This window comes from Cypionkella sp. (genome assembly GCF_036782355.1).
Lineage (GTDB): Bacteria > Pseudomonadota > Alphaproteobacteria > Rhodobacterales > Rhodobacteraceae > Cypionkella.
On record NZ_DAIPZF010000002.1, the window covers coordinates 39,639 to 65,623 of the forward strand.

The window sequence follows — 25,985 nt, forward strand, 5'->3', positions numbered from 1 at the left end:
TGGCCGAGGCCTTCAATATGTGGCGCTTCAAAGAAGGCCAGTTCATCGACGAATCGGTTGCCGCTGGGGTGGCGCATTGAGGTTTAGGCATCATCAGACCTGGCTTGGCCGCTATCTGGAGGACCGCACCGCGTGGTTTTACCACAGCTGGGGCGTGTCGATCCTGTCCTTAGGCATCGTGATGGATTACTTCATGCGCGGCCTTTGGTTGCCGCGTGCGGGTGCCGTGGTGGCCGGCGCTGCGGCCTATACCTATTTCTTTGATCCGCGTACTTCGGATGACTGGTGGGCGATGCGGCGCAAGTCGGCAGCGCTTGAATTGGAAGATGTGCGCGCCGAGATCGCCAAACCCGCGCGCGACCGTGCCAGCGTGATGCGCGCCCGCAGGCTTGCGGCACAGATCAGTCTGGCCGAAAAATTGACCGCGCAGGCCAAGGAATTGCAACTGAGCTTGCCCTTGGCGATGCGCATCTTGAACGAAAGACATCATCGCGCCCTGCAAGTGCAGGGGTTTTGGGTGCTGCTTGGCACGCTGATCTGGGCCTTTGGTGATATTCCCGTAGAACTCGCAAAATGTGGAGCGATTCCATGCTGATCCTTGAATGCCCCTATTGCGGCGTCAAAGCCGAAGAAACCGAACTCTCGCCCGGCTACGAGGCGCATCTGAAACGCTTTGGTCCGGGGTCTTCGGACGAAGAGTTCGAGGCCTATATGTTTGCGCGCAAAAACCCCAAAGGCGTGCATTTTGAACGCTGGCGTCACACCTATGGCTGCGGCAAGTGGTTTTTGGCGGCGCGCGACACCGCCACATTGGAAGTCTTTGGCACCTATGCCGCACAATCCTCGGCCCCACCGGCCGAACTGCAAGATAAGATCAAGGCCAAACGGCCGGAGTGGAAGGGCTACAAATGAGCACTCGGCTTCACAAGGGCGGGCGGTTGATTGACCGCTCTGCGTCAACCGAATTTTCCTTTAACGGCAAGCGCATGCGCGGCTATGCGGGCGATAGCCTTGCCTCGGCGCTGCTGGCCAATAACCAGATGCTGGTGGGGCGGTCGTTCAAATACCACCGCCCGCGCGGGGTCGTGGCCGCAGGGCCGGAAGAGCCAAACGGCTTGGTCGGTCTGGGGCGCGATGGGCGGTTTGAACCCAATCAGCGCGTCACCACCACCGAGCTTTTCGAAGGCCTAGAGGCTGCCAGCCAAAACCATTGGCCAAGCCTCGACTATGACGTCGGCGTGGTGAACAACGCGCTGGCGCGGTTCTTGCCGGGCGGGTTTTACTATAAAACCTTCATGTATCCGCGCGCCGCGTGGAAGCATCTGTTCGAGCCGATCATTCGCGCCTCGGCAGGGCTTGGCCGCGCGCCAACCCAGCGCGACGCTGACCGCTACGAGCAGGCCTATGCCTTTTGCGACCTGCTGGTTGTGGGCGGCGGTATTGCCGGTTTGCAGGCAGCGCTGATTGCTGGGCAGGCGGGTGCGCGGGTGATCGTGCTGGAACAAACCCCGCATTGGGGCGGGCGCGCACCTGTTGATGGCGACCAGATCGAAGGCGCTGCGGCAGACCTGTGGATCAACGCCACCGTGGCCGCGCTCGAGGCGATGGAGAATGTCACCCTGCGGCTGCGCTGCGCCGGTGTCGGGGTCTATGACCACGGCTATGTCTTGGCCGATGAAAAGGTCGCAGACCATACCCCCGGCGACGGGCGGCCAAAGCACCGCTTGTGGCGCATTCGCGCGGCGCAAATCGTCACCGCGACGGGGGCGATTGAACGGCCGCTGTCCTTTGCGGGCAATGATATTCCCGGCGTGATGCTGGCGGGGTCTTTGCGCGAGTTTGTGGTGAACTTTGCCGTCTCGGCAGGCGACCGCACCGTGGTTGTGACCAATAACGACGACGCGTATCGCACCGCGATTGCCTTGGTGGAAGCCGGTCTTGTGGTGCCCTGCATCGTGGATGCGCGCAGCACGGTTTCTGGGGCTTTGGCGGAAAAAGCCCGCGCTTTGGGCATTCGGGTGGCCACGGGCACCGCGATTGCCAAGGTCAAGGGCGGCAAGCGTGTCACCGGCGTGCAGCTTTGCGCGCAGGCGGGCGAGGGCGCCGTTCTGGAAGAGATTCTGTGTGACGCCGTGGCGATGTCGGGCGGCTGGTCTCCGGTCGTGCATTTGTGGAGCCATTGTGGCGGCAAGCTGGTCTGGGACAAGGTCAATCAGCACTTCCGCCCGGATGTGATGCGTCCGCCAACCGGAGCAGACGGTCTTGCCATGGTCGTGGCGGTGGGCGCTGCCAATGGTGCTATGACGACTGCCGAAACCTTGGCCGATGCCGCACGCGGCGCGGCTGCGGCCTGTGCCGCTGTTGGCATGCAGGCCGAGGCCAAGGCCGCAAGCGCCGATGCGGTGATCGAGCAGGCGATGGAGCCGGTCTGGATCATGCCGCAGGGCGCGGGCCATGCGCTTAAGGCCAAGATGTGGCTGGATTATCAGAACGATGTCAAAGTCTCGGATGTGCAACTGGCGGTGCGCGAAGGCTATGAAAGCGTTGAACACACCAAGCGCTATACCACTTTGGGCATGGCGACAGATCAGGGTAAGCTTAGCAATATCAACGGTCTGGCCGTTCTTGCTGAGGCTTTGAATGAAGAGATTCCGCGCGTTGGCACCACCACCTTCCGCCCACCCTATGTGCCCGTGACTTTGGGCGCTTTGGCGGGGGAATCGCGCGGCGAGATCTTTCAGCCTTTGCGCAAAACCCCGATGCATGCCTGGCACGAGGCCAATCACGCCTATATGGAGCCGGTCGGTCTGTGGCGCAGGCCCTATTGCTTCCCGCGGGCTGGCGAAAACCACGAGCAGGCGGTGCACCGCGAGGTCAACAACACCCGCACCGCGCTGGGGCTTTTGGATGCCTCGACGCTTGGTAAGATCATCGTCAAAGGCCCCGATGCGGGCCGCTTTATGGATATGCTTTACACCGGCGTGATGAGCACGCTGCCAGTGGGCAAATGCCGCTATGGTCTGATGTGCAACGAGCAGGGCTTTTTGTCAGACGACGGTGTTGTGGCGCGGATTGACGAGGAAACCTGGCTTTGCCACACCACCTCGGGCGGGGCAGATCGCATCCATGCTTGGATGGAAGATTGGCTGCAATGCGAATGGTGGGATTGGAAGGTCTATACCGCCAATATCACCGAGCAATTGGCGCAAGTGGCGGTTGTTGGCCCCAATGCCCGCAAACTGCTGGAAAAGCTGGGCGGGATGGATGTCTCGAAAGAGGCGTTGCCGTTTATGGTTTGGGCGGACGGCAGCTTGGGTGGCTTTCCTGTACGGGTGTACCGGATCAGCTTTTCGGGCGAGCTGTCCTATGAAATCGCGGTTCCCGCCAGCATGGGCGCTGCGTTTTGGGCCAAGCTGCATGAGGCGGGGGCCGAGTTTGGCGCGATGCCTTATGGCACCGAGGCTTTGCACATCATGCGGGCCGAAAAGGGCTTTATCATGATCGGCGACGAGACCGACGGTACGGTTATTCCGCAAGATTTGAACCTTGGCTGGGCGATTTCGAAAAAGAAGGCCGATTTCTTGGGCAAGCGCGGGCAGGAACGGGTGTTCTTGGCCAGTGCGGATCGCTGGAAACTTGCGGGCTTTGAGACGCTGGACGGATCGGTTGTTCCAGACGGCAGCTATATTGTGGCGGCGGGCAGCAATGCCAATGGCCAGGGCAACACCCAAGGCCGCGTCACCTCGACCTATCACAGCCCAACCTTGAACCGGGGCATCGCCATGGGCTTGATCCACGGCGGCTTGGACCGGATCGGCGATATCGTCGAGTTCAACACGGTGACAGGCGGGCGGGTGAAAGCGCGCGTCGTGGATCCGGTGTTTTATGACAAAGAGGGAGAAAAGCCGAATGTCTAATCCGGTCAGTGCTTTGGGCCATGCGTCTTTTGACGGCTTTGCCAAAATTTCGGAAATCGGCCCCTTGGGGATGATCACTCTGCGCGCCAAGCCCGATGTCAAGGGGCTGGCCAAGGCGGTCAAGGCGGCGGTCGGGCTTGGCCTGCCCGCGCAGCGCCAGATCGAGGTTGCAGGCGATAAGGCTGCGGCTTGGATGAGCCCGGATGAATATCTGCTGGTGCTGCCCTATGATCAAACCGACGCGGCGATGGCTGCGATTGATAAGGCGCTGAAAGGCGAGCATTATCTTGCGGTTGTGGTCTCGGACGCGCGGGCGGTGTTTCGCGTGCAAGGCGGCAAGGCCGATCAGGTCATCGCCAAACTTGCTCCCGTCGATTTCGCCAAGCTGGGGCCAAAAGAGCTGCGCCGCACCCGCACCGCGCAAGTGGCGGCTGCTTTTTGGGCGCAGGACGATGGCTATACGCTGGTCTGCTTCCGCTCGGTGGCGTCTTATGTCATGGGGCTGTTGTCGCATTCGGCGATGGCGGGCAGCGAGCTGGACTAAGCTGCCCCTTGTAAGCGCGAAAATGCGGCATAGGTTTATATATGACGGGCAGATATCGCTTTCTGCCCTTGACCAATGGCGTCCATGCGCAGTTATTGACGCCAAATCACATCTGAACAGGAGATACTCCGATGGCTTTTACGCTTCCCGATCTGCCCTATGCGCATGACGCTTTGGCTGGCCTTGGCATGTCCGCCGAAACGCTGGAATTTCACCACGACCTGCACCACAAGGCCTATGTCGACAACGGCAATAAGCTGATTGCTGGCACCGAGTGGGAAGCGAAATCGCTGGAAGAGATCGTGGCTGGCACCTATGTGGCAGGCTCTGTCGCGCAGAACGGCATTTTCAACAATGCTTCGCAGCATTGGAATCACAACCTGTTTTGGGAAGTGATGGGCCCTGCCGGCAAGGCGATGCCAACCGTGCTTGAGACCGCTTTGGTCGAGGCTTTCGGCTCGGTTGCGAAGTTCAAGGAAGATTTCGCCGCAGCCGGTGCGGGTCAGTTCGGTTCGGGCTGGGCTTGGTTGGTGGTCGACAAAGACGGCAGCCTGAAGGTCACCAAGACCGAAAACGGCGTCAATCCTGTGTGCTTTGGCCAAAAAGCCTTGCTGGGCTGCGATGTTTGGGAGCATTCCTACTACATCGATTTCCGCAACAAGCGCCCAGCTTACCTGTCGAACTTTTTGGACAAGCTGGTCAATTGGGAAGCAGTCGCGGCCCGCATGTAAGCGCGGAACGTCAGACTTATTGGGCCTGTCAGAGCAATCTGGCAGGCCTTTTTGTTAGGCCATAGCCGCGGTCAGCGCAGGGGTTAGTGCCGTGACACTGTCCACCACGGCAAACAGATCACGCATGCTGGCCGAGGCAAAGCCTTGGGCTATGATGTGATCCATTAGCACAAGCAGGGGCTGCCAATAGTCCTCTGTGTTCAAAAGAAAAATCGGTTTGCTGTGCAGGCCCAGCTGCGCCCAGGTCAGCACCTCGAAAAACTCGTCCAGACTGCCGGCGCCGCCCGGCAGCACCACGATGGCGTCCGAGTTCATGAACATGACCTTTTTGCGCTCGTGCATGTTTTCGGTGATGATGAACTGCGTCAGATCGCGTTTGCCAACCTCTAGCGCCATCAGATGGGTTGGAATTACCCCAAGACAGGGCGCGCCTGCGGCCATCGCCGCGCGCGCAACTTCGCCCATCAACCCAACATCGCCCGCGCCGTAGACCAGCCGCCAGCCGCTGTCCGCCACCGCCTTTCCCATGGCTTGGGCGGCCTGCGTATAGGCGGGCAGGGTGCCTGCGCGCGCGCCGCAGAAGACACAGATTGATTTTTGGGCGGCCTGCATGGGCATATCCTTCTGAATAAGGTTGCGTTGCGCTGTGATATCGGGGTTCTTAGGCTAAGGAAAGCAGGGGTCGGAACAGGCCCCGCGAAATCAGGGGAATGTGATGACGGCTTGGTCGAAGATGGGCGCGCAGGCGCGGGGTGGTGTTGGTGTTGGTGTTGCGGTGCTTGTGGCGATTGCTGTCTATTTCGGATTTGGCGCAGCCCCAGAGTCCCCGGCGCTTGCGCCCGCGCCAGACGTCGCGGCTGTGCCTGCGGCCCCCGAGACTGCGGCTGCGGTCGCCGAGGCACCGGTTGCGGCTGCGGTCCCCGAGGCCGCCGTTGTGGCCGCCGTTGAACCGGCAGCGCTTAAGATCGACTTGGTGCGCGTTGCGGCGGATGGGGCGACCACCATCGCGGGCATGGCGGCTGCGGGCGATGAGATCAGCTTTTTAATGGCCGAGGCGGCGCTGGCGGTGACGACAGCCGATGCCAGCGGCAATTTTGTTGGCCTGTTTGACATTGCACCTGCGCCAGAGCCACGGGTTATGCGGGTGGTGGCCAAGACTTCAGAGGGCGTCACGCGTGAGGTCGAGCTGGTGATCGCGCCCTTTGCCGCCCCCGAGGCTTTGGTGGCCACGGCGGAGGCGCCTGTCACCGATGCGGCCGAACCCTTGGCAGCGCAGGCTCCCGCCGCTTTGTTGATTGCGCCCGAGGGCGTCAAGGTGGTGCAACCCTCAGCCTCAGCCTCAGCCTCAGCCGAGCCCGCAGCTGTCGGCGGGGTCACGCTTGACACCATCACCTATGGCGCAGATGGCGCGGTACAGTTGGGCGGCACCGGCGCGGCGGGCAGTGGCTTGCGAGTGTATTTGGATCAGGCCGTCGTGGCCGAGACGGCGGTGGGTGCAGATGCAAGCTGGCAGGCGGTGCTGACCGATGTGGCAGCGGGGGTCTATACGCTGCGCGTCGATCAATTGGGCGCAGATGGCAAGGTCACCGCGCGCTTTGAAACGCCATTCAAGCGCGAAACGCTTGAGGCTTTGGCCGCCGTTGCAGCCGCAGCTGCGCCCGAGCCCAGTTCCGAGGTCGCGGCCTTGGCTGAACCGGCAGCGGTTGCCTCTGCCGCGCCCGCATCCGCAGAACCGGCTTCTGCGGCGACAGAATCCGCGGCGATTGCCCCTGCCACACCCGCACCCGCACCCGCAGCTGCGGTGACCGAGGTGCAGGCGCCTGTCGCCGCCGCCGAGCAGCCCGCGGTGGCAGAGGCTACGTCGGTTGCCGCCGCCGCACCAGCTGCGCCCACAGCCGAAACCCCCGTCACCACAACGCCAAGCGTTACCATCACCGTGCAGCCCGGCTTTACGCTTTGGGGCATTGCCAAGCAGGAGTTTGGCGATGGCGTGATGTATGTGCAGGTGTTTAACGCCAACAAAGACCGCATCAAAAACCCTGATCTGATCTATCCAGGGCAGGTGTTCACTATCCCGACGCTGCCCTGACGCGCGGGTTTCGTGACAAGTTTTGCACAACAGCCAGAGGCCATCCTTCGGGGTGGCCTCTTTCGTCCCAAGGCCCGCTTTTGCCAAAGCCCTGTTCAAGCTGGATTGAACTGTCCGGTTTAAGCGCTTAGATCGGCTGCAAGCACAGGGGCAGGCCCCAAGCGGTGAAGGAAGAACGATGCGCAAGGTGACAACAGGGGCCCTGTCAAGCGACAAGGGCGAAGAGCATGGCTCGGGGTTTCAGACCATGCGGCGCGTGGCGCCCTATCTTTGGCCCGAGGGCGAAACTTGGGTAAAGCGCCGCGTCGTCGCGGCCTTGGTGTTTTTGCTTTTGGCCAAGCTGGTGGCGATCACCATGCCGTTTATCTATAAGCAGGCGGTCGATGTCTTGGTCGGCAAAACTCCGTCCGAGGCGACGATTCTGGGCATGGGGGCGGTTGGATTGACCGTGGCTTACGGGCTTGCGCGCTTTGGCTCGGTGGCGATGGGCGAGCTGCGCGATGTGGTCTTTGTGCGGGTGGGGCAACGCGCGCTGCGCAAGCTGGCGCTGGAAACCTTTACCCATATTCACCGCCTGTCGATGCGCTATCACATCACCCGCAAGACCGGCGGTCTAAGCCGTGTGATCGAGCGCGGGGTCAAGGGCGTCGATTTCTTGCTGCGCTTTATGCTGCTGTCGATTGGGCCTTTGATTTTGGAACTGTCGCTGGTCTCGATCATCTTTGCGCTGTATTTTGGTTGGCAATATATGGTGGTCGTGGTCACCACGATCACGATCTATGTCACCTATACTTTCAAGGTCACCGAATGGCGGGTGCAGATCCGTCGGCAGATGAACGACCAAGACACCGATGCCAATCAAAAGGCCATCGACAGTCTTTTGAACTTTGAAACCGTCAAATATTTCAACGCCGAGGCCCGTGAGGCCGAGCGTTATGACAAAGCCATGGCCGCCTATGAGGTTCTGGCCGTGCGCACCGGGCAAAGCCTGTCGGTGCTGAACGCGGGCCAATCTTTCCTGATCACCTGCGGTTTGATTGCTGTCATGGTGATGTCGGCGATGGGCGTGCGGGCTGGCAGCTTGACCGTGGGCGATTTCGTTATGGTCAACGCCTATATGATTCAAATCACCATGCCGCTGAACTTTCTGGGCACGGTTTACCGCGAAATCCGGCAGGCATTAGTGGATATGGCGGCGATGTTTCATCTGCTGGAACAACCTGCCGAGGTGAAAGACAAACCCGATGCGCCGGCTTTGGTGGTCACGGGCGGCTTGGTTGAATTTGACAACGTGCGCTTTGATTACGACCCCTCGCGCCCGATCCTGAAGGGCGTCAGCTTTCGGGTGGAACCGGGGCAGCGCATTGCCTTGGTCGGGCCTTCGGGCTCGGGCAAATCGACGATTGGGCGGCTGTTGTTCCGGTTTTATGATGTCACTGGTGGTGCGATCAAAATCGACGGCCAAGATCTGCGCGATGTCACCCAAACCAGCCTGCACGGGCTGATCGGGGTGGTGCCGCAGGACACGGTTTTGTTCAACGACACCATCCATTACAACATCGCCTATGGCCGTGCGGGGGCATCCGAGGCCGATATCATTGCCGCAGCCAAAGCCGCCAAGATCCATGATTTTGTGATGTCTTTGCCCGAGGGCTATCAAACCTCGGTTGGCGAGCGCGGGCTGAAGCTGTCGGGCGGCGAAAAGCAGCGGGTGGGCATTGCGCGCACCTTGCTGAAGAACCCGCCGATCTTGGTGTTGGACGAGGCGACAAGCGCGCTGGACACCCAGACCGAGCAGAGCATTCAGGAAAGCTTGCTTGCGATGGGCGAGGGGCGCTCGGTCATCACCATTGCGCATAGGCTGTCGACGATTGCCGATGCCGATATGATCTTGGTGCTAGAGGCCGGCGAAGTCAGCGAGCGCGGCACGCATGAAGAGCTTTTGGCGCGCGAAGGCAAATATGCCGCGATGTGGGCGCGCCAAACCGCCGAGGAAGAAGAGCAAGCCGCAGCCTAAAGCCACGCGGTTTCTTGGCGCGGGGCTTGGCAAGTTGCAGGCTTCGCGTGTAAGACTGAAGCCAAAGGGTAAAGGCGCGGTTTTGGCCGCGCTGCAAAGGAGACGCAGGCGTGAGCAATCCCGATAGTTTTATCGACGAAGTCACCGAAGAAGTCCGTCGCGACAAGCTGTTTGCGATGTTTCGCAAATATGGCTGGATCGGCGCTTTGGCCGTTGTGGCGATTGTCGGCGGCACCGCCTATAACGAATGGAGCAAGGCGCAGACGGCCGCGCGGGCGCAAAGCTTTGGCGATGCGCTGGAGGCAGCCCTTGCCCAGCCGACACCGGCAGAGCGCGCCACGGCCCTGACCGCTTTGGCAAGTGATGGCGGCCAAGTAGCCCCCAAGGCGCTGCTGGCAGCGGCGCAAAGCGATAAGCCCAAAGCCTTGGCCGATTTGCAGGCACTTGCCGCCGATGCCAGCCAGCCGCAGCTTTACCGCGATCTGGCCAGCCTGCGCGCTGTGATGCTGGCAGGGGCAGATCAGCCGCTGGCCGAGCGCCGTGTGGTCTTGCAAGATTTGGCCGTGCCCGGTCGCGCCTTTCGCACCCTTGCCAATGAGCAGCTTGCCTATCTGCTTGTCGAAGAAGGCAAGACCGACGCGGCCATCACAGCCTTTGGCGATCTGATGCAAGATCAGGATGCGCCCAGCAGTCTGCGCACGCGTGCGGCGCAGATGATCACGGCTTTGGGGGGCACGCCGCCCGAGGCCAAGGCCGCAGCCGCAGGCTGATCGACAGGTTAATGGGTTTTTCTGGGGGCTGAGACTATGACAGGTGCAAAAATCGGAGTTTCGGCAATTGTGCTTTGTCTTGGGCTGAGTGCCTGCGAGCGCGATGTGATCTTGCAAGGCGAACGCTTTGATCTGCGCACGCCGCTGCAAGCCTCGCTTGTGGTCGAGGGCCAGCCCGCACCAACCGCTCCCGCTGGCGTCGAAAATCGCGCGGTGCCGATTGCTGTGCCTGCGGCGCGCAGCTTTGCCGATTGGACCCATCGCGGCGGCTCGACCCAGCATACGGCGGGCAATGGCCAGCTGTCTGTGGTGCCGCAAAAGATCTGGAGTGTCAGCATCGGTGCGGGAAATACGCAGCGCGCAAGGATCACGGCCTCGCCGGTGGTGTCCGGCGGGCAGGTGTTTGTGATGGATGCGGGTGGCAAGGTCTCGGCTGTGTCGATGGCGGGTGCGGTGCTTTGGCAAGCCGATCTTGCGGCCGCGCGCGGTGGGAAGGCTGTCACCGGCGGTGGTCTTGCTGTCGAGGGTACAAGGCTGTTTGCCACCACAGGCGCAGGCGAATTGGTGGCGCTGAACGCAAGCTCTGGCGCGATCTTGTGGCGGCAGGCCTTTGCTGCCCCCACCAGCGGCGCGCCAACGGTTTCGGGCAGCACCGTTTACGCCATGGGCGCAGATGGCGGCGCTTTGGCGGTTTCGGTCGACACTGGCCGGATCTTGTGGAGCGTTGAGGGCACGGGGCTCTCGGCGGGGATGATCGGCTCGGCTTCACCCGCGATTTCAGGCGGCGATGTGATCCTGCCCTTCGCAAGCGGCGAGATCAAAGCGGTTGACGCCAAAACGGGCAGTGCAAAATGGATTGCCGCGGTTGCAGGCCAAAGGCTGGGCCGCGCCTATGCAGCGCTTGGCGATGTCACCGGCGATCCGGTGGTCATCGGTGGTGTGATCTATGCAGGTACCGCCGCAGGTCGTACCATTGCCGCAGATGCTGCCACTGGCACGCGCAAATGGCTCGCCACCGAAGGCGCACTGAACCCGCCCTTGGTGGTGGCAGGCTCGGTCTTTGTGGTCAGCGATGACGCGCGTCTGGTGCGGCTTGATGCGGCCAGCGGCGATCTGATCTGGGCCAGCGAGATGCCCTATTTCGTCAAAGACAAACCCAAAAAGCTCAAGCGCATCTATGCCCATTACGGCCCCGTGCTGGCAGGTGGGCATATCGCTGTCGTCTCCTCTGACGGGCAGTTGCGGCTGTTTGATCCGGCCTCTGGCGCAGTGGTCAGCAGTGTCGACATTCCGGGCGGCGCTGCCTCGGCACCCGCACTTGCCGGCGGGATGCTGTTCGTTGTTGGTGGCAATGGGCAACTTCACGCTTTCCGTTAGCGCTTGGGCCGTGTAAGGAGAGCGCTTCTTATGTCTGGACCCATGCAATGAGCTTTACCCTTGCCATCGTCGGCCGCCCCAATGTGGGCAAATCGACGCTCTTCAACCGCCTTGTCGGGCGCAAACTGGCGTTGGTCGATGACCAGCCCGGCGTGACGCGCGATCTGCGCGAGGGCGATGCCAAGCTGTTCGACATGCGCTTTACCGTGATCGACACCGCCGGTCTGGAAGAAATCACCGATGACAGCTTGCAAGGCCGGATGCGGCGCTTGACCGAACGCGCCGTCGATATGGCCGATGTCAGCCTGTTTGTGATCGACGGCCGTGTCGGGGTCACCCCTTCGGACGAGACCTTCGCCGATATCCTGCGCAAAAAAGGCGCGCGGGTTATTTTGGCGGTGAACAAGGCCGAAGGCAAAGCCGGCGACGCGGGCGCGCTTGAAGGCTGGTCTTTGGGTCTGGGCGAGCCGCTGCGGATCTCTGCCGAACATGGCGAGGGCATGGATGATCTTTACCGCCTGCTCAAACCGCTCGAGGGCGAGTTCGCCGAGCGCGAGGCCGAAAACACCCCCGAGATCGACGTCGATCTGACCGAGGAAGAGGCCGAGCTTGAACAAGACGAAGAAAGCTTCCGCCCCACCGCGAAAAAGCCGCTGCAAATCGCGGTGATCGGCCGCCCCAATGCCGGCAAATCAACGCTGATCAATAAGATCCTCGGCTTTGACCGCCTGCTGACCGGCCCCGAGGCTGGCATCACCCGCGATGCGATCTCGGTGCGCGCCGATTGGCTGGGCACGCCGATCAAGATTTTCGATACCGCAGGCATGCGCAAACGCGCCCGTATCAACGAAAAACTGGAAAAGCTCTCGGTCTCTGACGGCATCCGCGCGGTGCGCTTTGCCGAGGTGGTGGTGGTGCTGCTCGATGTCGATATCCCCTTCGAGGTGCAAGACCTGCGCATCGCCGATTTCGCAGAAACCGAAGGCCGCGCCGTGGTGGTAGCGGTCAACAAATGGGATCTGGAAGACGAAAAGCAGGAAAAGCTGGCCGAGCTGAAAGAGATGTTCACCCGCCTGCTGCCACAGTTGCGCGGCGCGCCGATGATCACGGTCTCGGGCAAAACCGGCCGCGGCCTTGACCGTCTGCACGAGGCGATCCTCAAGGCCCATGCGGTCTGGAACCGCCGCATCCCCACCGCGCGCCTGAACACTTGGCTGGGGGCCATGGTCGAATCGCACCCGCCACCGGCACCGGGCGGCAAGCGCATCAAGCTGCGCTACATGACCCAGGTCAAACAGCGCCCACCGGGCTATATCGTGATGTGCAGCCACCCCGACGAGATGGCCGAAAGCTACAAACGCTATCTGGTCAACGGCCTGCGCGAGCATTTCGATATGCCGGGCACGCCCATTCGGGTGACCTTCCGCGGCCAGGGCGACAAAAACCCCTTCCGCAACCCCAAGTTCCACACCCCAAGCCGCCTGCGCAAACACAAAGAAAAGAACACCGGACAATAAAACAACGCCGCAGATACTCTCTGCGGCGTTCTTTCATCTTGGTTCAAATATCCAATTCTACGGCCGATCTCAGCCGCGCTGGCTACAGATCTTGCCAGCGGCTCAGAGGTTTGCCGCGGTTTTGAAACCGTGTCAGCGCCGTCATCAAGCTGCCAAAAATCAGGCCGGCAAGCACCGCAAGATTAACCACCAGCAAAACTGGCATCGCTTGACCGCGCCACACCCAAAGATACATAATGCCGCCCCAGACCAGTGCAAAAAACAGACCAAAGCTGAGAATGCTGGCCAAAACCCCCTGATAGGGCACTGGCCGGATCCGCAGGCCCAAAAGCGCCGCAAGCCACAGCAAGGGCGGGTTGGCGCTGCCCGGCTTTACCCCAGCCTTGGCCATCTCGGCCTGGGCTGCGGCATAGCGGCGGTCAAAGTCAGACTGCGCCACGGCGTTATTCCAAATCGCCAGCGGCACTGATCCGGGTCTTGCCGCCCAAATAGCGGTGCAGCACCGCGGGCAGATCCACCGAGCCATCGGCGTTCTGACCATTCTCGACCACCGCAATCAGACAGCGCCCAATCGCCAGCCCCGATCCGTTCAGCGTGGCCACAAACTCGGGCTTGCCACCTGCTGCCTTAAAGCGGGCGTTCATCCGGCGGGCTTGGAACTGGCCGCAGGTCGAGACCGAGGAGATCTCGCGGTAGCGGTTTTGCCCCGGCAACCAAGCCTCGATGTCATGGGTCTTTTGCGAACCAAAGCCCATGTCACCGGTGCAAAGCACAATGGTGCGATAGGGGATTTCCAACGCTTCCAGAATGGCTTCGGCGCATTTCGTCATGCGGTCATGTTCGCCAAGCGCTGTGTCAGGCGTGCAGATGGTGACCATCTCGACCTTTTCAAACTGGTGCTGGCGCAGCATCCCCGAGGTGTCTTTGCCCGCCGAACCCGCCTCCGAGCGAAAGCACTGGCTATGCGCGGTCATCCGAATGGGCAGGGCGGTTTCGTCCAGCACATCGCCCGCCACGGTATTGGTCAGCGTCACTTCTGATGTCGGGATCAGCCACCAGCCATTGGTGGTCTGATAGGCGTCATCGGCGAATTTCGGCAGGTTGCCGGTGCCAAACATCGCCTCGTCCTTGACCAGAACCGGCGTCCACATCTCGGTCAGCCCGTGTTGGTCGATATGGGTATCAAGCATGAATTGCGCCAAAGCGCGGTGCAGCCGGGTGACGGCACCTTTCAGCACCACAAAGCGCGCGCCCGACAGTTTGGCGGCGGTTTCGAAATCCATGCCGGGCTTGATGCCGGCAATTTCGAAATGCTCGACAGGCGTAAAGTCAAAGCCGCGCGGATTGCCCCAGCGGCGAATCTCGACATTGTCATCTTCATCCGCGCCATCGGGCACCTCGTCCAGCGGCAGATTGGCAATGCCCATCAGCAGATCGCGCAACGCGCTGTCCAGTTCGGCGGCCTCGGCGGCCATGGCGGCAATCTCGGCCTTTTGCTTGGTGACAAAGTCGCGCAGGCGGGTGAATTCGGCGTCATCGCCGCGGGCTTTCGCGGCGCCTGCCTCTTTCGAGGCGGCGTTTTGCGCGGCCTGCGCGGTTTCCGAGGCCAAAATCTTGGCGCGGCGGGATTCGTCGATGCCAAGAATTTGATCTGTCAGCCCAATCAGCCCCCGGCGGTTCAGGGCTGTCTCAAAAGCGGCAGGGTTTTCACGGATGGCGCGGATGTCGTGCATGTCAGCCTCTTTGGCAAGGATTTGGTCCTGTCTATGCCCGATTTGACACCAAAGGGGAAGGGTTGCGGCGCTTTGCTCTGGCATTTGCCGCAACATTGCTTAGATGGGGTCCAAGGCTTGTCTGCCTTGCCTATCGCCGCGCGCGCGTCTAGGGTGCGGCCCGAGAAAACAGGGGTTTTTCCCCAAAGATGACAGAGAGGACGCCTATGTTCGTATCCCCCGCTTTCGCTCAGGCCGCCGGTGGCGCTGCTGGTGGCTCGGCTTTTGGCCAGTTGCTGATTTTGCCCGTGGTCTTTGCGATCATGTATTTCCTGATGATCCGTCCGCAGCAGAAAAAGATGAAAGAAGCCAAGGCCATGGTCGATGCGTTGCGTCGCGGCGATCAGGTTTTGACCCAAGGTGGCATCCTTGGCAAAGTCAGCAAGGTCAATGACGACGGCGTGCTGGAAGTCGAAATTGCCGATGGCGTGAAGGTCAAAGTGCTGAAGCAGACCATCGTGCAAGTGATGAATAAAACCGAACCCGCTAACGCTGCCTGAACGGATTTCCGATGTTGTACACGCCGCTGTGGAAGCGCCTTTTGATCCTTGCCCTTTGTGCTTGGGGCTTGGCGGCTTCGCTTCCGAACCTGTTCTATTCCAAAGTTGAACAGCATAATGACGCGGCCACTGCGATTGCAGCGGCGGGCGGGGTGGCAACATCGGACCAAAGCGCGGCTTTGGCGCAATGGCCGCAGGCATTGCCTTCGGCCTTGGTCAATCTGGGGCTTGATCTGCGCGGCGGTGCGCATTTGCTGGCCGAAGTGCAGGTGGCTGACGTCTATAGCCAGCGCATTGATGCGATGTGGCCACAGGTGCGCGACGCTTTGCGGGATCTGCGCGATCAGGTCGGGGCGGTGCGACGGATGCCTTCGGCACCTGGTGTGCTGCGGGTGCAGATTGCCAATGCCGATCAGATTTCGGTGGCGGTTGCCAAGGTGGCGACTTTGGCAACGCCGGTCGCCAGTTTGACAGGTGTGGGTCAAGACGACATCGTGGTCACGGCCGAGGGGGCGGAGGTTGTGGTGCAGCTGTCCGAGCCCGAGCGGGTGGCGACAGACAACCGCACCATGCAGCAAAGCCTTGAAATCGTGCGCCGCCGGATTGATGCGGCCGGCACCCGCGAGCCTACAATTCAGCGCCAAGGCACTGACCGGATCTTGATCGAAGTGCCCGGCATTGGTTCGGCGCAAGAACTCAAAGCGCTGATCGGCACCACGGCCAAGCTGACCTTTAACCCCGTGGTGCAGCAAACCACCAATGCCGCAGCCGACCCCGGCCCGCGCAATTCGCTGCTGCCTGCGGCGGACCAAGAGGGGCTTTACTATATCATCTCGGACGAGGCCGTTGTCAGCGGTGAAGAGCTGACCGACGCGCAGCCATCGTTTGACCAAAACGGCCAGCCTGCGGTGAGCTTTAAGTTCAACGTCTCGGGCGCGCGCAAGTTTGGCGAATACACCGGCGCGCATGTGAACGAGCCTTTTGCGATTGTGCTGGATGGCGCGGTGATTTCCGCACCGCGGATCAATCAGGCGATCACCGGCGGCTCTGGCATCATCACCGGCAACTTTAGCTTGGAAGAATCGACCAATCTGGCGGTTTTGCTGCGGGCAGGGGCTTTGCCTGCGAAAATGAATTTCCTGGAAGAGCGCACGGTTGGCCCTGAATTGGGGCAAGACAGCATCGACGCGGGCAAAAAGGCTGCGGTGATCGGCATTGTGGCGGTGGGTCTGTTTATGATCGCCTGCTACGGGTTGTTCGGGGTCTTTGCCAATATCGCGCTTGTCGTCAACATGGCGCTGATCTTTGGGGTTTTGGCCAGCATTGGCGGCACCCTGACGCTGCCCGGCATCGGCGGAATCGTGCTGACCATCGGCATGGCGGTGGATGCCAATGTTCTGGTGTTCGAGCGTATTCGCGAAGAGCTGCGCATCCAGAAAAGCCCGGCGCGCGCCATCGAGATTGGCTACGAGCGGGCGATGAGTGCGATTATCGACGCCAACTTGACCACGCTCATCACGGCGGGCGTGCTGTTCTTCCTTGGGGCTGGCCCCGTGCGCGGCTTTGCCGTCACGCTGGGGATCGGCATTATCACCTCGGTGTTCAGCGCGATCTTTGTGACGCGGTTCTTGGTCGAATTCTGGTTCAACTGGCGTAAGCCAAAAACGATTGTGGTGTAAGGAGAGACCTCATGGCTTGGCGTTTGCGGCTTGCACCCGAAAAAACCAATATCGACTTTTTCAAAATCCAATGGCTGACCTTTGGCGGCTCGATGGCGCTTATGGTTGCGGCCTTTGTGTTTTGGGGCATGTATGGGCTGAATTTCGGCATTGATTTCAAAGGCGGCACCACGATCCGCACGGAGTCGACCCAAGCGGTTGATGTCGGCGCCTATCGCAAGGCGCTTGACGGCTTGGCGATTGGCGATGTCGTCATTACCGAAGTGTTTGATCCAACCTTCCGCGCCGATCAGCATGTGGCGCAAGTGCGGGTGTCTTCTGCCGATGCCGAGCAAGCGGTCGGCGAAGAGGCCGTAGGCGCGGTTCAGGCGGCGCTGACCGCTTTGGATCCGGCGATCAAGTTTCCATCGGTGGAAACCGTGGGGCCAAAGGTTTCGGGCGAATTGGTGAAAACCTCGGTGCTTGCGGTGGCCACGACTTCGATCTTGATCATGCTTTACATCTGGATGCGCTTTGAATGGCAGTTTGCCTTGGGTGCTGTGCTGGCGCTGCTGCATGATGTTTTCATCACGGTCGGGATTTTCGCGCTGTTCCAGATTAAATTCGATCTGACGATCATCGCGGCGCTGCTGACGATCTTGGGCTATTCGATCAACGATACCGTGGTGGTCTTTGACCGTCTGCGCGAAAACCTGATCAAATACAAAACCATGCCGTTGAAAGAGGTGATGAACCTTTCGGTCAACGAGACCCTAAGCCGGACGCTGATGACATCGCTGACCACGCTGATTGCGGTGGGGGCGATGCTGGTGTTTGGCGGCGATGTGATCCGTGGATTTTCCTTTGCAATCTTTATCGGCGTCGTTTTGGGCACCTATTCTTCGGTCTATGTCGCCAAGAACATCGTGCTGATGATCGGTTTGGATCGCAGCGATAAGCCGAAGAATGGTCGCCCGTCTGACCATGAATTCGCCAATATCGACGCGTGATCTGATGCGCTTGACCGAAATCACCTATGGCTCGGCGCTGGCGATTGAAAGCTATGGGCCGGGGTTTTTCCGCGTCGGCACCCATGTGCTGCGCGGGGCGTCGCTGATTACGCCATGGGATGCGGGCGCTTGGGGCGGCTTGCTGGATATGGCCGCGCCCTTGTCGCTTGCGGGCAAGATTGATGTGCTGCTGGTGGGCTTGGGCCCCGAGGTTTCGGTGATTCCGCGCGGCTTTCGCCTCGCCTTGGAAGAGGCGGGCATCGGGGTCGAGCCGATGAACACGCCTGCCGCCTGCCGCACCTATAACGTGCTGCTGGGCGAGGGGCGGCGGATCGCGGCGGCGGTGCTGCCGGTTCCCTAAGACGCGTTGTCGCGCCCCCTTTCGCGAAGGCGCAGGCTGCGGTAGGGGTGAGGGATGGAAATGCGGGTTCAGGATCTGACAGTTGCGCGCGCCGGAATTGCGGTGCTGGAGGGGGTAAGCTTTGCGCTGGCCCCCGGTGCGGCTTTGGTGCTGCGCGGGCCCAATGGCATTGGCAAGACCACCTTGCTGCGCACGCTGGCGGGGCTGCAACCTGCGCTGGCAGGCACGGTCGAGGTCGGCCCCGAAGCTGTGGCCTATGCCGCCCATGCCGACGGGATCAAAACCGTGTTAAGCGTGCGCGAGAACCTTGCCTTTTGGGCCAGTGCTTATGGCGGCGGCGATGTCGACAGCGCTTTGGCGGCGATGAATTTGCAAGCCTTGGCCGATCGGCGCGCGGCCAATCTGTCGGCGGGGCAAAAGCGGCGGCTGGGGTTGGCACGGCTTTTGGTGACAGGTCGTCCGATCTGGGTGATGGACGAGCCGACGGTCTCGCTTGATACCGCATCGGTGGCGCTTTTTGCCGGCGTTTTGCGCGGGCATCTGGCCAAGGGCGGATCGGCGCTGATTGCCACCCATATTGATCTGGGGCTAGAGGCCGAGGTGCTGGATCTGACCCCCTATAAGGCGCGCGCGCCGCAGATGGGCGGGCGCATTGGCGCTTTTGATGAGGCATTTGAATGAAGGCGCTGTTGATCCGTGACATGCGGCTTGCGATGCGGGCAGGCGGCGGCTTTGGGCTGGGGCTTGCGTTTTTCCTGCTGGTGGCGGTGATCGTGCCTTTGGGCGTGGGGCCAGAGCAGGCGGTGCTGGGGCGGATTGCGCCGGGGATCTTATGGGTGGGCGCGCTGCTGTCGTGCCTGTTGTCGCTGGACCGGATTTTTGCGCTGGATTTCGAGGATGGATCGCTGGATCTGCTGGCGACCTCGCCGATGCCGCTGGAAGGCGTGGTGGCGGTGAAATCTGCGGCGCATTGGCTGGTGACAGGGCTGCCTTTGGTTGTGGTCTCGCCCATCCTTGGGCTTTTGTTGAATTTGGCGCCCGAGGGCTATGTCTGGCTGCTGGCAAGTCTTGCTTTGGGCACGCCAGCGCTGTCGGTGATCGGCAGCTTTGGTGCGGCGCTGACGGTGGGGTTGAAACGCGGCGGGCTGTTGATGAGCCTTTTGGTGCTGCCGCTTTACATGCCGACGCTGATTTTTGGTGCCGAAGTTGTGAAGCGCGGCGCGCAGGGTTTGGCGGTAGCAACACCCTTGGCGCTGCTGGCGGCGATTACGGCGGGATCTTTGGCGCTGTTGCCCTTTGCGGCGGCGGCAGCGATCCGCGTGAATTTACGATAGGGGTAGGAATGTCGATCTGGGAATATGCCAATCCGAAACGCTTCATGCAAACCTCGGGGGTCTTGCTGCCTTGGGTGACGGGGCTGGCCTTGCTTTGCCTGGTGGTGGGGCTGATCTGGGGGTTCTTTTTCACCCCCGACGCCGATAAATTCGGCTCGACCGTCAAGATCATCTATCTGCATGTGCCCGCCGCGATGATGGCGATTTCGGCTTGGATGATGATGCTGGTGACCAGTCTGATCTGGCTGATCAGGCGGCATCATGTCAGCGCTCTGAGTGCCAAGGCGGCGGCGCCGGTGGGTCTGACCTTTACCGTGATCGGGCTGGTGACAGGGGCGATCTGGGGCGAGCCGATGTGGGGCACCTGGTGGGCTTGGGATCCGCGGCTGACGTCTTTCCTTATTCTGGCGCTGTTCTATCTGGGCTATCTGGCGCTGTGGGAGGCGGTCGAGGATAAAGACACCGCCGCCGATTTGACCAGTGTGCTGTGCATCGTGGGGTCGGTCTTTGCTTTTCTCAGCCGCTATGCGGTGTTGTTTTGGAACCAAGGTCTGCATCAGGGCGCCAGCCTGTCGATGGATAAGACCGAGCATGTCTCGGATGTTTATTGGCTGCCGCTGCTGGTCTGTATCGCGGGGTTTGTGCTGTTGTTTGTGACGCTGGTCTTGCTGCGGACACGGACGGAAATTCGCGCGCGCAGGCTTTCGGCGCTGCTGGCAAGGGAGCGTTTGGCATGATGCCGGAACTTGGGAAATACGCAGGCGCGGTGATCGGGTCTTATGCGGCTTCGGTGGTTATTCTGCTGGCGCTGGTGGCTTGGTCACTTTGGCGCGGGGCGGCGGTCAAGCGCGCCTTGGCCGAGGTGGAAGCGCGGCAGGAGAAGAGCAATGGGTAAGTGGTTGATGTTCTTGCCGCCTGCGCTGTTTCTGGGCCTTGCGGTGGTGTTTTATGTCGGCATGCAGCGGCAGAACCCCGAAGACATTCCATCGGTGTTCTTGGACAAACAGGCCCCCAGCCTAAGCGCGGGCGTGCTTGCAGGCTTTGCCGGTGTCACCGATGCCGATCTGCGGCGCGGCGATGTGGTTTTGGTGAACTTTTGGGCCAGCTGGTGCCCGCCTTGCCGTGCCGAGAACCCGACCTTGCTGAAGCTGCAAGCCGAGGGCATTCGCATCATTGGCGTCAATATGATGGATGATGCCGGCAAGGCGGCGGCGTTTTTGCAAGAAGACGGCAATCCCTTTGCCGCCATCGCCTTTGATCCCAAGGGCAAGACGCGGCTTGATTGGGGTGTCACCGCCCCGCCCGAGACCTTTATTCTGCGCGGCGACGGCAGCATCGCCTATAAGTTCATCGGCCCAATGGTCGGCAGCGATTACGAGCAACGCTTTCGCCCAGAGTTGGACAAGGCCTTGGGCAAATGAAGCTGTGGTGGCTGGCGGTTTTGCTGCTGGCCGCCTCCAGCGCCGCCCCCAGCGTCGAAGCCAAGCCGGGCACGCCGGGGCCGCCTTATTTCACAGGTATCTATGAGCGTGTCGGGCGCGATGGCGCGCAGCGCTTGCTGAACGATCGGGTCAGCATTCTGCCCTTGGGGCAGGGCGTGGCGATCCGTGCCTGTCAGGGCGCGCCCTTGCAGATGGGCTTTGGCCCGGCGTTTGAGATCAACACTCTGATGACAGGGGCGCAGGGGCCGGTGGGCTTTGAATGCCTGTTTCACAACAACGGCTATAACCGCCCGATCTTGACCTGCCGTGGCAAGGATGGCGCGGCCTTTACCTTGTGGCCGACGCGGCTGATTGATCTGAGCTGTGGTTAGGCCATAGAAAAACCCCGCCCAAAAGGACGGGGTTTCTGTTGTTTTACGCGGAGTTTACTGGAACAGCGCCATCGCGTTGCCCATGGTTTTTAGAAAGCCCCAGATCAGCGGCGCGCCGACCAAGCTCCAAGCCAGCACAAGTTGAAGCGTCGTGGTTTTGGTTTCGTTAGACATTCAAAGCTCCTACTTCTCGCCGGTCATGTGGAAACGGGCGTCGACGGGTTTCATCATCAGGTTCAGCACAAAACCAACGGCCAGCAGACCTGCCATGATATACATGGTCACGGTATAGGCATCGGCTTTGGCCACGCCGCTGTCGATCTGATACTGGCGGATATAGTTCACCAGAACCGGACCCAGCACGCCAGCCACCGACCAAGCGGTCAGCAAACGGCCGTGGATTGCGCCAACATAGCGGGTGCCAAACACATCGCGCAGATAGGCTGGGATGGTCGAGAAACCGCCGCCGTACATCGACAAGATCACCGCATAGAAGGCAACGAAGAAGAAGATGCTGCCGGTCTGACCCGACCATGGCACGATCGCGTAAAGCACGATGCCCAGTGCAAAGAAGCACATATAGGTGGCTTTGCGGCCGATATAGTCAGATGTAGATGCCCAGAAGAAGCGACCCAGCATGTTAAAGATCGACAACAGGCCAACAAAGCCCGCAGCAGAGGCTGGGGTGATCCGGCCTGGGAACATCTCTTGGCTCATTGCCGAGGCTTGGCCAAGCACGCCGATACCCGCGGTCACGTTGAGGCAAAGCACGCCCCAAAGCAGCCAGAACTGCGGGGTTTTCATCGCGTCGTCGATATGGACGTTCTGCGTGGTGATCATGGCGTTTTGCACAACTGGCGGGGTCCAGCCTTCAGGCTTCCAGCCCTCGGCAGGTACACGCACCAACATCGCACCAATCATCATCACGATGAAATAGACCACACCCAGCACCATGAAGGTTTCGGCCACGCCGATATGGGTCTCGGTCGAGAAATGCTTCATCAGCATCACCGAAAGCGGGGAGGCCACGAAAGCGCCGCCGCCAAAGCCCATGATCGCCATGCCGGTTGCCATGCCTGGACGGTCTGGGAACCAAGTGATCAGGGTTTTCACTGGCGAGATATAGCCAAGCCCCAGACCAATGCCGCCCAAGACGCCATAGCCCAGATAGACCAGCCACAACTGGTGGGTCGAGATGCCAGCGGCCCCAACCAAAAAGCCGCCGCCAAAGCAGGCAGCCGCTGCGACCATCGCCTTGCGCGGGCCGACGCGGTCAAGCCATGTGCCGCCAAAAGCAGCAGCCAGACCGAGAAAAACGATGGCAATTGAGAAAATCCAGCCCAGCGAGGTCAGTTTCCAATCGTCGGGGGCGGATTCTGTGATGCCGATCAGCTTCGACATCGGCAGGTTGAACACGCTGAACGCGTAGGCTTGGCCGATGCACAGGTGAATGCACAAGGCGGCCGGTGGCACCATCCAACGGCTAAAGCCGGGGGGGGCGACGGTATTGGCTCTGTCGAGCCAGCTTGATGAAGACATAGAGACCTCCCTTATTTGCGACCTTTTGTCGCGTTCGGGGAACCTAAGCTATTACCAGAAATTGGCAAGAAAATATTACCACCAAAGATCTACGCAAGATACAACTTTGGTCGTAGGCGGGTGCAATTTTGGTGCCTGTATCCGAAGGTATAGGTCAGCGAAATCGGCAAAAAAACAAGGCCAGAATTGCTTCTGGCCTTGTTTTTAAACGGATTTTTCAGATTACCGCGATGCGAGGTCGCGCAGCACATAGTGCAAAACGCCGCCATGTTCGACGTATTCTTTTTCGATGGCTGTATCAATCCGGCACTTGATCTGGATGGTTTTGGTCATGCCATTTGCAAATTTGATATGGCAGGCCACATTCGACAAAGGCTTCAGATCGCCGGAAAGACCGTCGATGCTGATCTCCTCGTCGCCGGTCAGGGCAAGGGTTTTGCGGGTTTCGCCGCCGGTGAACTCGAAAGGAATAACGCCCATGCCAACCAGGTTCGAGCGGTGAATACGCTCGAAGCTTTCCGCGATCACGGCCTTGACGCCCAAAAGCGCAGTACCCTTGGCCGCCCAGTCGCGGCTGGAGCCTGCGCCATATTCGATGCCGCCAAAGATCACCAAAGGCGTGCCCGCGTCCTGATAGGCCATCGAGGCGTCAAAGATCGAGGTTTGCGCGCCATCTGGGCCCTTGGTGTAGCCGCCTTCGACACCGTCCAGCATCTCGTTCTTGATGCGGATATTGGCGAAGGTGCCGCGCATCATCACTTCATGGTTGCCGCGACGCGCGCCATAAGAGTTGAACTCGGCCTGCGGAACCTGACGGTCCATCAGGTATTTGCCAGCAGGGGTGCCAGCTTTGAACGAGCCTGCGGGCGAGATGTGGTCGGTGGTGATCATATCGCCCAGCAAGGCCAGCACGCGGGCGTCTTTGATATCCGAAATCACGCCCGGCGTTTTTGACATGCCTTTGAAATAGGGCGGGTTCTGGATGTAGGTCGAGGTCGATGGCCAGTCGTAGGTTTCCGAGTCGGTGATTTTCACCGCCTGCCATTTCTCATCGCCCTTGAAGACATCGGCGTATTTCTTCTGGAAAGCCGCGCGGGTGACGGTGGATTCCACCAGATCCGAGATCTCTTTGTTGGTGGGCCAAACGTCCTTCAGATACACAGGGCCATTGGTGCCCATGCCCAAAGGTTCCTTGGTCAGGTCGATGTTCATATCGCCTGCCAGCGCATAGGCCACAACCAGCGGCGGGCTTGCCAAATAGTTGGCGCGCACATCCGGCGAAATCCGGCCTTCAAAGTTGCGGTTGCCCGACAGAACGGCTGTTGCCACCAGATCGCCTTCGGCAATCGCTGCCGAAATCGCGGGGTCGAGCGGGCCCGAGTTGCCGATGCAGGTGGTGCAACCATAGCCGACAAGGTTAAAGCCGACCGCATCGAGGTCTTCTTGCAGATTGGCCGCGTTCAGATATTCCGACACGACTTGCGATCCGGGTGCCAGTGAGGTTTTCACCCAAGGCTTTGATTTCAGGCCCAAAGCGCGGGCCTTGCGGGCAACAAGGCCCGCGCCGATCATCACATAGGGGTTCGAGGTATTGGTGCAAGAGGTGATCGAGGCGATCACAACCTTGCCGCTGGACATGGTGTAGTCTTGGCCTGCAACCGCCACTTCGGTGCCCATGGCGCGTTTGAAGGTGGCGTCCATCTCATGCGCAAAGCCTGCGGCGGCATCGGTCAGCGGCAGATAGTCTTGCGGGCGTTTCGGGCCGGAAATTGCCGGCACGATCTCGCCCATATCCAGATGCAGGGTCGAGGTGTAGATCGGCGCATAATCCGCGTCGCGCCACATGCCATTGGCCTTGGCATAGGCTTCGACCAAGGCAATGCGCGCCTCGTCACGACCCGAGTTGCGCAGGTAGCGGATGGTTTCATTGTCGATCGGGAAGAAGCCGCAGGTCGCGCCATATTCGGGCGCCATATTGGCGATGGTGGCGCGGTCTGCCAAAGGCAGGCGGTCCAGACCTTCGCCGTAGAATTCGACGAATTTGCCCACCACGCCGTGTTTGCGCAGCATCTGCACGACCTTCAGCACCAGATCGGTTGCGGTGGTGCCTTCGATCATCTCGCCGGTCAGTTTAAAGCCGACCACTTCGGGGATCAGCATCGAAACTGGCTGGCCCAGCATCGCGGCCTCGGCCTCGATACCGCCGACACCCCAGCCCAGCACGGCCAAGCCGTTGACCATGGTGGTGTGGCTGTCGGTGCCGACCAGCGTATCAGGATAGGCGATTTGCTGGCCGGTCTGGTCGGTGTCGGTCCAAACGGTTTGCGCCAGATATTCAAGGTTCACCTGATGGCAGATGCCTGTTCCCGGAGGCACAACCCGGAAGTTGTTAAAGGCGTTCTGACCCCATTTCAGGAAGACATACCGCTCCATATTGCGTTCGTATTCGCGATCGACGTTGGCTTGAAACGCGCGCGGCGTGCCGAATTCATCGATCATCACCGAGTGGTCGATGACCAGATCGACAGGGGCAAGCGGGTTGATGGCTTGGGCATTGCCGCCAAGACCCTTAATGCCGTCGCGCATTGCGGCAAGGTCAACCACGGCGGGCACGCCGGTGAAATCTTGCATCAGCACGCGGGCAGGGCGATAGGCGATCTCACGCGGGTTTTTTCCCGCCATTTTGCCCCAATCGGAAAAGGCTTTGATATCGTCAACCGAAACGGTCTTGCCGTCTTCAAACCGCAGCATGTTTTCCAGCACCACCTTCAGCGCAGCGGGAAGCTTGGAAAATTCGCCCAAGCCAGCGGCTTCGGCGGCGGGAATCGAGTAATAGGAAACAGTCTGTCCACCCGCAGTCAAAGTCTTGCGGGTTTTAGAGCTGTCATGTCCAACGGTGACGGTCATAAAGGCCTCCTTCGGCGGGAATTTTGTGGTGGTGCTGACAAAGCATGTGCCGCAAAGGCGCAGGCTTCGCAAGGGAATCATCGGGTCGTTGTGGGTATTGTATACAAAGGTATGCCGAAAATCCAGCCC

The 25,985-nt window shown here is 60.4% G+C and carries 26 protein-coding genes; 20 read left to right on the forward strand and 6 right to left on the reverse strand.

Annotated features, from left to right (window positions below; genetic code table 11):
• The first annotated feature begins 76 nt into the window (after window positions 1–76).
• The 5 genes from V7Q10_RS01220 (at window position 77) to V7Q10_RS01240 (ending at window position 5,192) form a co-directional block, all read left to right on the forward strand.
• Window positions 77–595 (forward strand): hypothetical protein, encoded by a 519-nt coding sequence (locus V7Q10_RS01220; RefSeq protein WP_333867212.1) that lies wholly within the window; start codon window positions 77–79, stop codon window positions 593–595.
• Window positions 589–912, forward strand: coding sequence for a sarcosine oxidase subunit delta (locus V7Q10_RS01225; RefSeq protein WP_333867213.1), 324 nt, complete (start codon window positions 589–591; stop codon window positions 910–912). The genes V7Q10_RS01220 and V7Q10_RS01225 overlap by 7 nt, the downstream gene beginning before the upstream one ends.
• On the forward strand, window positions 909–3,917 hold the full coding sequence (locus V7Q10_RS01230; protein WP_333867214.1) for a sarcosine oxidase subunit alpha family protein: 3,009 nt from the start codon (window positions 909–911) through the stop codon (window positions 3,915–3,917). Before V7Q10_RS01225 ends, V7Q10_RS01230 begins: the two co-directional genes overlap by 4 nt.
• Window positions 3,910–4,461 carry a sarcosine oxidase subunit gamma gene (locus V7Q10_RS01235; protein WP_333867215.1) on the forward strand — a complete coding sequence of 184 codons (552 nt, stop codon included), beginning with the start codon at window positions 3,910–3,912 and terminating at the stop codon, window positions 4,459–4,461. Before V7Q10_RS01230 ends, V7Q10_RS01235 begins: the two co-directional genes overlap by 8 nt.
• A gap of 131 nt (window positions 4,462–4,592) precedes the next feature.
• Entirely contained in the window at window positions 4,593–5,192 is a 600-nt protein-coding gene (locus tag V7Q10_RS01240; RefSeq protein ID WP_333867216.1) for a superoxide dismutase, read from the forward strand.
• A 54-nt stretch (window positions 5,193–5,246) separates the two neighbouring features.
• On the opposite strand, the gene V7Q10_RS01245 is transcribed toward V7Q10_RS01240, so the two are convergent.
• On the reverse strand, window positions 5,247–5,810 hold the full coding sequence (locus tag V7Q10_RS01245; protein ID WP_394971457.1) for a TIGR00730 family Rossman fold protein: 564 nt from the start codon (window positions 5,808–5,810) through the stop codon (window positions 5,247–5,249).
• A 97-nt stretch (window positions 5,811–5,907) separates the two neighbouring features.
• Here V7Q10_RS01245 and V7Q10_RS01250 point away from each other — a divergent pair, with 97 nt between their 5' ends.
• From V7Q10_RS01250 to der, 5 genes are all read left to right on the forward strand, one after another.
• Complete coding sequence (locus V7Q10_RS01250) at window positions 5,908–7,281, forward strand: LysM peptidoglycan-binding domain-containing protein (protein ID WP_333867218.1); 1,374 nt, start codon at window positions 5,908–5,910, stop codon at window positions 7,279–7,281.
• A 178-nt stretch (window positions 7,282–7,459) separates the two neighbouring features.
• A complete protein-coding gene (locus V7Q10_RS01255) occupies window positions 7,460–9,298 on the forward strand; it encodes an ABCB family ABC transporter ATP-binding protein/permease (RefSeq protein ID WP_333867219.1) in 1,839 nt (612 codons plus the stop codon).
• Window positions 9,299–9,408: 110 nt separating this feature from the next.
• Window positions 9,409–10,068 (forward strand): hypothetical protein, encoded by a 660-nt coding sequence (locus V7Q10_RS01260; RefSeq protein ID WP_333867220.1) that lies wholly within the window; start codon window positions 9,409–9,411, stop codon window positions 10,066–10,068.
• Window positions 10,069–10,104: 36 nt separating this feature from the next.
• Window positions 10,105–11,445, forward strand: coding sequence for a PQQ-binding-like beta-propeller repeat protein (locus V7Q10_RS01265; RefSeq protein ID WP_333867221.1), 1,341 nt, complete (start codon window positions 10,105–10,107; stop codon window positions 11,443–11,445).
• 47 nt (window positions 11,446–11,492) lie between these two features.
• On the forward strand, window positions 11,493–12,962 hold the full coding sequence (gene der / locus V7Q10_RS01270) for a ribosome biogenesis GTPase Der (protein WP_333867222.1): 1,470 nt from the start codon (window positions 11,493–11,495) through the stop codon (window positions 12,960–12,962).
• Between the two features lie 82 nt (window positions 12,963–13,044).
• Here der and V7Q10_RS01275 read toward each other — a convergent pair whose 3' ends face one another.
• On the reverse strand, window positions 13,045–13,428 hold the full coding sequence (locus tag V7Q10_RS01275) for a DUF6404 family protein (RefSeq protein WP_333867223.1): 384 nt from the start codon (window positions 13,426–13,428) through the stop codon (window positions 13,045–13,047).
• On the reverse strand, window positions 13,406–14,695 hold the full coding sequence (gene serS / locus V7Q10_RS01280) for a serine--tRNA ligase (protein ID WP_333867224.1): 1,290 nt from the start codon (window positions 14,693–14,695) through the stop codon (window positions 13,406–13,408). Before serS ends, V7Q10_RS01275 begins: the two co-directional genes overlap by 23 nt.
• Window positions 14,696–14,901: 206 nt before the next feature.
• On the opposite strand from serS, the gene yajC reads away from it, so the two are divergent.
• The 10 genes from yajC to V7Q10_RS01330 are packed head-to-tail and all read left to right on the forward strand — an operon-like array spanning window position 14,902 to window position 21,410.
• The gene (gene yajC / locus V7Q10_RS01285; RefSeq protein ID WP_333867225.1) at window positions 14,902–15,234 is read left to right on the forward strand and encodes a preprotein translocase subunit YajC; all 333 of its coding nucleotides are present in this window, start codon (window positions 14,902–14,904) and stop codon (window positions 15,232–15,234) included.
• Between the two features lie 11 nt (window positions 15,235–15,245).
• Entirely contained in the window at window positions 15,246–16,913 is a 1,668-nt protein-coding gene (gene secD, locus V7Q10_RS01290) for a protein translocase subunit SecD (protein WP_333867226.1), read from the forward strand.
• Between the two features lie 11 nt (window positions 16,914–16,924).
• Window positions 16,925–17,902, forward strand: a complete 978-nt coding sequence (gene secF, locus V7Q10_RS01295; RefSeq protein WP_333867227.1) for a protein translocase subunit SecF — start codon at window positions 16,925–16,927, stop codon at window positions 17,900–17,902.
• A 4-nt stretch (window positions 17,903–17,906) separates the two neighbouring features.
• A complete protein-coding gene (locus V7Q10_RS01300) occupies window positions 17,907–18,263 on the forward strand; it encodes an Mth938-like domain-containing protein (protein ID WP_333867228.1) in 357 nt (118 codons plus the stop codon).
• Window positions 18,264–18,317: 54 nt separating this feature from the next.
• Entirely contained in the window at window positions 18,318–18,944 is a 627-nt protein-coding gene (gene ccmA, locus V7Q10_RS01305; RefSeq protein ID WP_333867229.1) for a heme ABC exporter ATP-binding protein CcmA, read from the forward strand.
• The gene (gene ccmB / locus V7Q10_RS01310) at window positions 18,941–19,597 is read left to right on the forward strand and encodes a heme exporter protein CcmB (RefSeq protein WP_333867230.1); all 657 of its coding nucleotides are present in this window, start codon (window positions 18,941–18,943) and stop codon (window positions 19,595–19,597) included. Before ccmA ends, ccmB begins: the two co-directional genes overlap by 4 nt.
• Before the next feature lie 8 nt (window positions 19,598–19,605).
• Window positions 19,606–20,334, forward strand: coding sequence for a heme ABC transporter permease (locus V7Q10_RS01315; RefSeq protein ID WP_333867231.1), 729 nt, complete (start codon window positions 19,606–19,608; stop codon window positions 20,332–20,334).
• Entirely contained in the window at window positions 20,331–20,492 is a 162-nt protein-coding gene (gene ccmD, locus V7Q10_RS01320) for a heme exporter protein CcmD (protein ID WP_333867232.1), read from the forward strand. Before V7Q10_RS01315 ends, ccmD begins: the two co-directional genes overlap by 4 nt.
• Complete coding sequence (locus V7Q10_RS01325; RefSeq protein ID WP_333867233.1) at window positions 20,485–21,018, forward strand: DsbE family thiol:disulfide interchange protein; 534 nt, start codon at window positions 20,485–20,487, stop codon at window positions 21,016–21,018. The genes ccmD and V7Q10_RS01325 overlap by 8 nt, the downstream gene beginning before the upstream one ends.
• Window positions 21,015–21,410 carry a hypothetical protein gene (locus V7Q10_RS01330; RefSeq protein ID WP_333867234.1) on the forward strand — a complete coding sequence of 132 codons (396 nt, stop codon included), beginning with the start codon at window positions 21,015–21,017 and terminating at the stop codon, window positions 21,408–21,410. The genes V7Q10_RS01325 and V7Q10_RS01330 overlap by 4 nt, the downstream gene beginning before the upstream one ends.
• A gap of 54 nt (window positions 21,411–21,464) precedes the next feature.
• Here the strand turns inward: V7Q10_RS01330 and V7Q10_RS15610 are convergent, their stop codons facing one another.
• The 3 genes from V7Q10_RS15610 to acnA all read right to left on the reverse strand — a co-directional run bounded on the left by V7Q10_RS15610 (window position 21,465) and on the right by acnA (window position 25,856).
• Window positions 21,465–21,584 carry an MFS transporter small subunit gene (locus V7Q10_RS15610; protein ID WP_442885801.1) on the reverse strand — a complete coding sequence of 40 codons (120 nt, stop codon included), beginning with the start codon at window positions 21,582–21,584 and terminating at the stop codon, window positions 21,465–21,467.
• A 9-nt stretch (window positions 21,585–21,593) separates the two neighbouring features.
• A complete protein-coding gene (locus V7Q10_RS01335) occupies window positions 21,594–22,949 on the reverse strand; it encodes an L-lactate MFS transporter (protein WP_333867235.1) in 1,356 nt (451 codons plus the stop codon).
• A gap of 222 nt (window positions 22,950–23,171) precedes the next feature.
• The gene (acnA, locus tag V7Q10_RS01340) at window positions 23,172–25,856 is read right to left on the reverse strand and encodes an aconitate hydratase AcnA (RefSeq protein WP_333867236.1); all 2,685 of its coding nucleotides are present in this window, start codon (window positions 25,854–25,856) and stop codon (window positions 23,172–23,174) included.
• Between the last annotated feature and the right edge of the window lie 129 nt (window positions 25,857–25,985).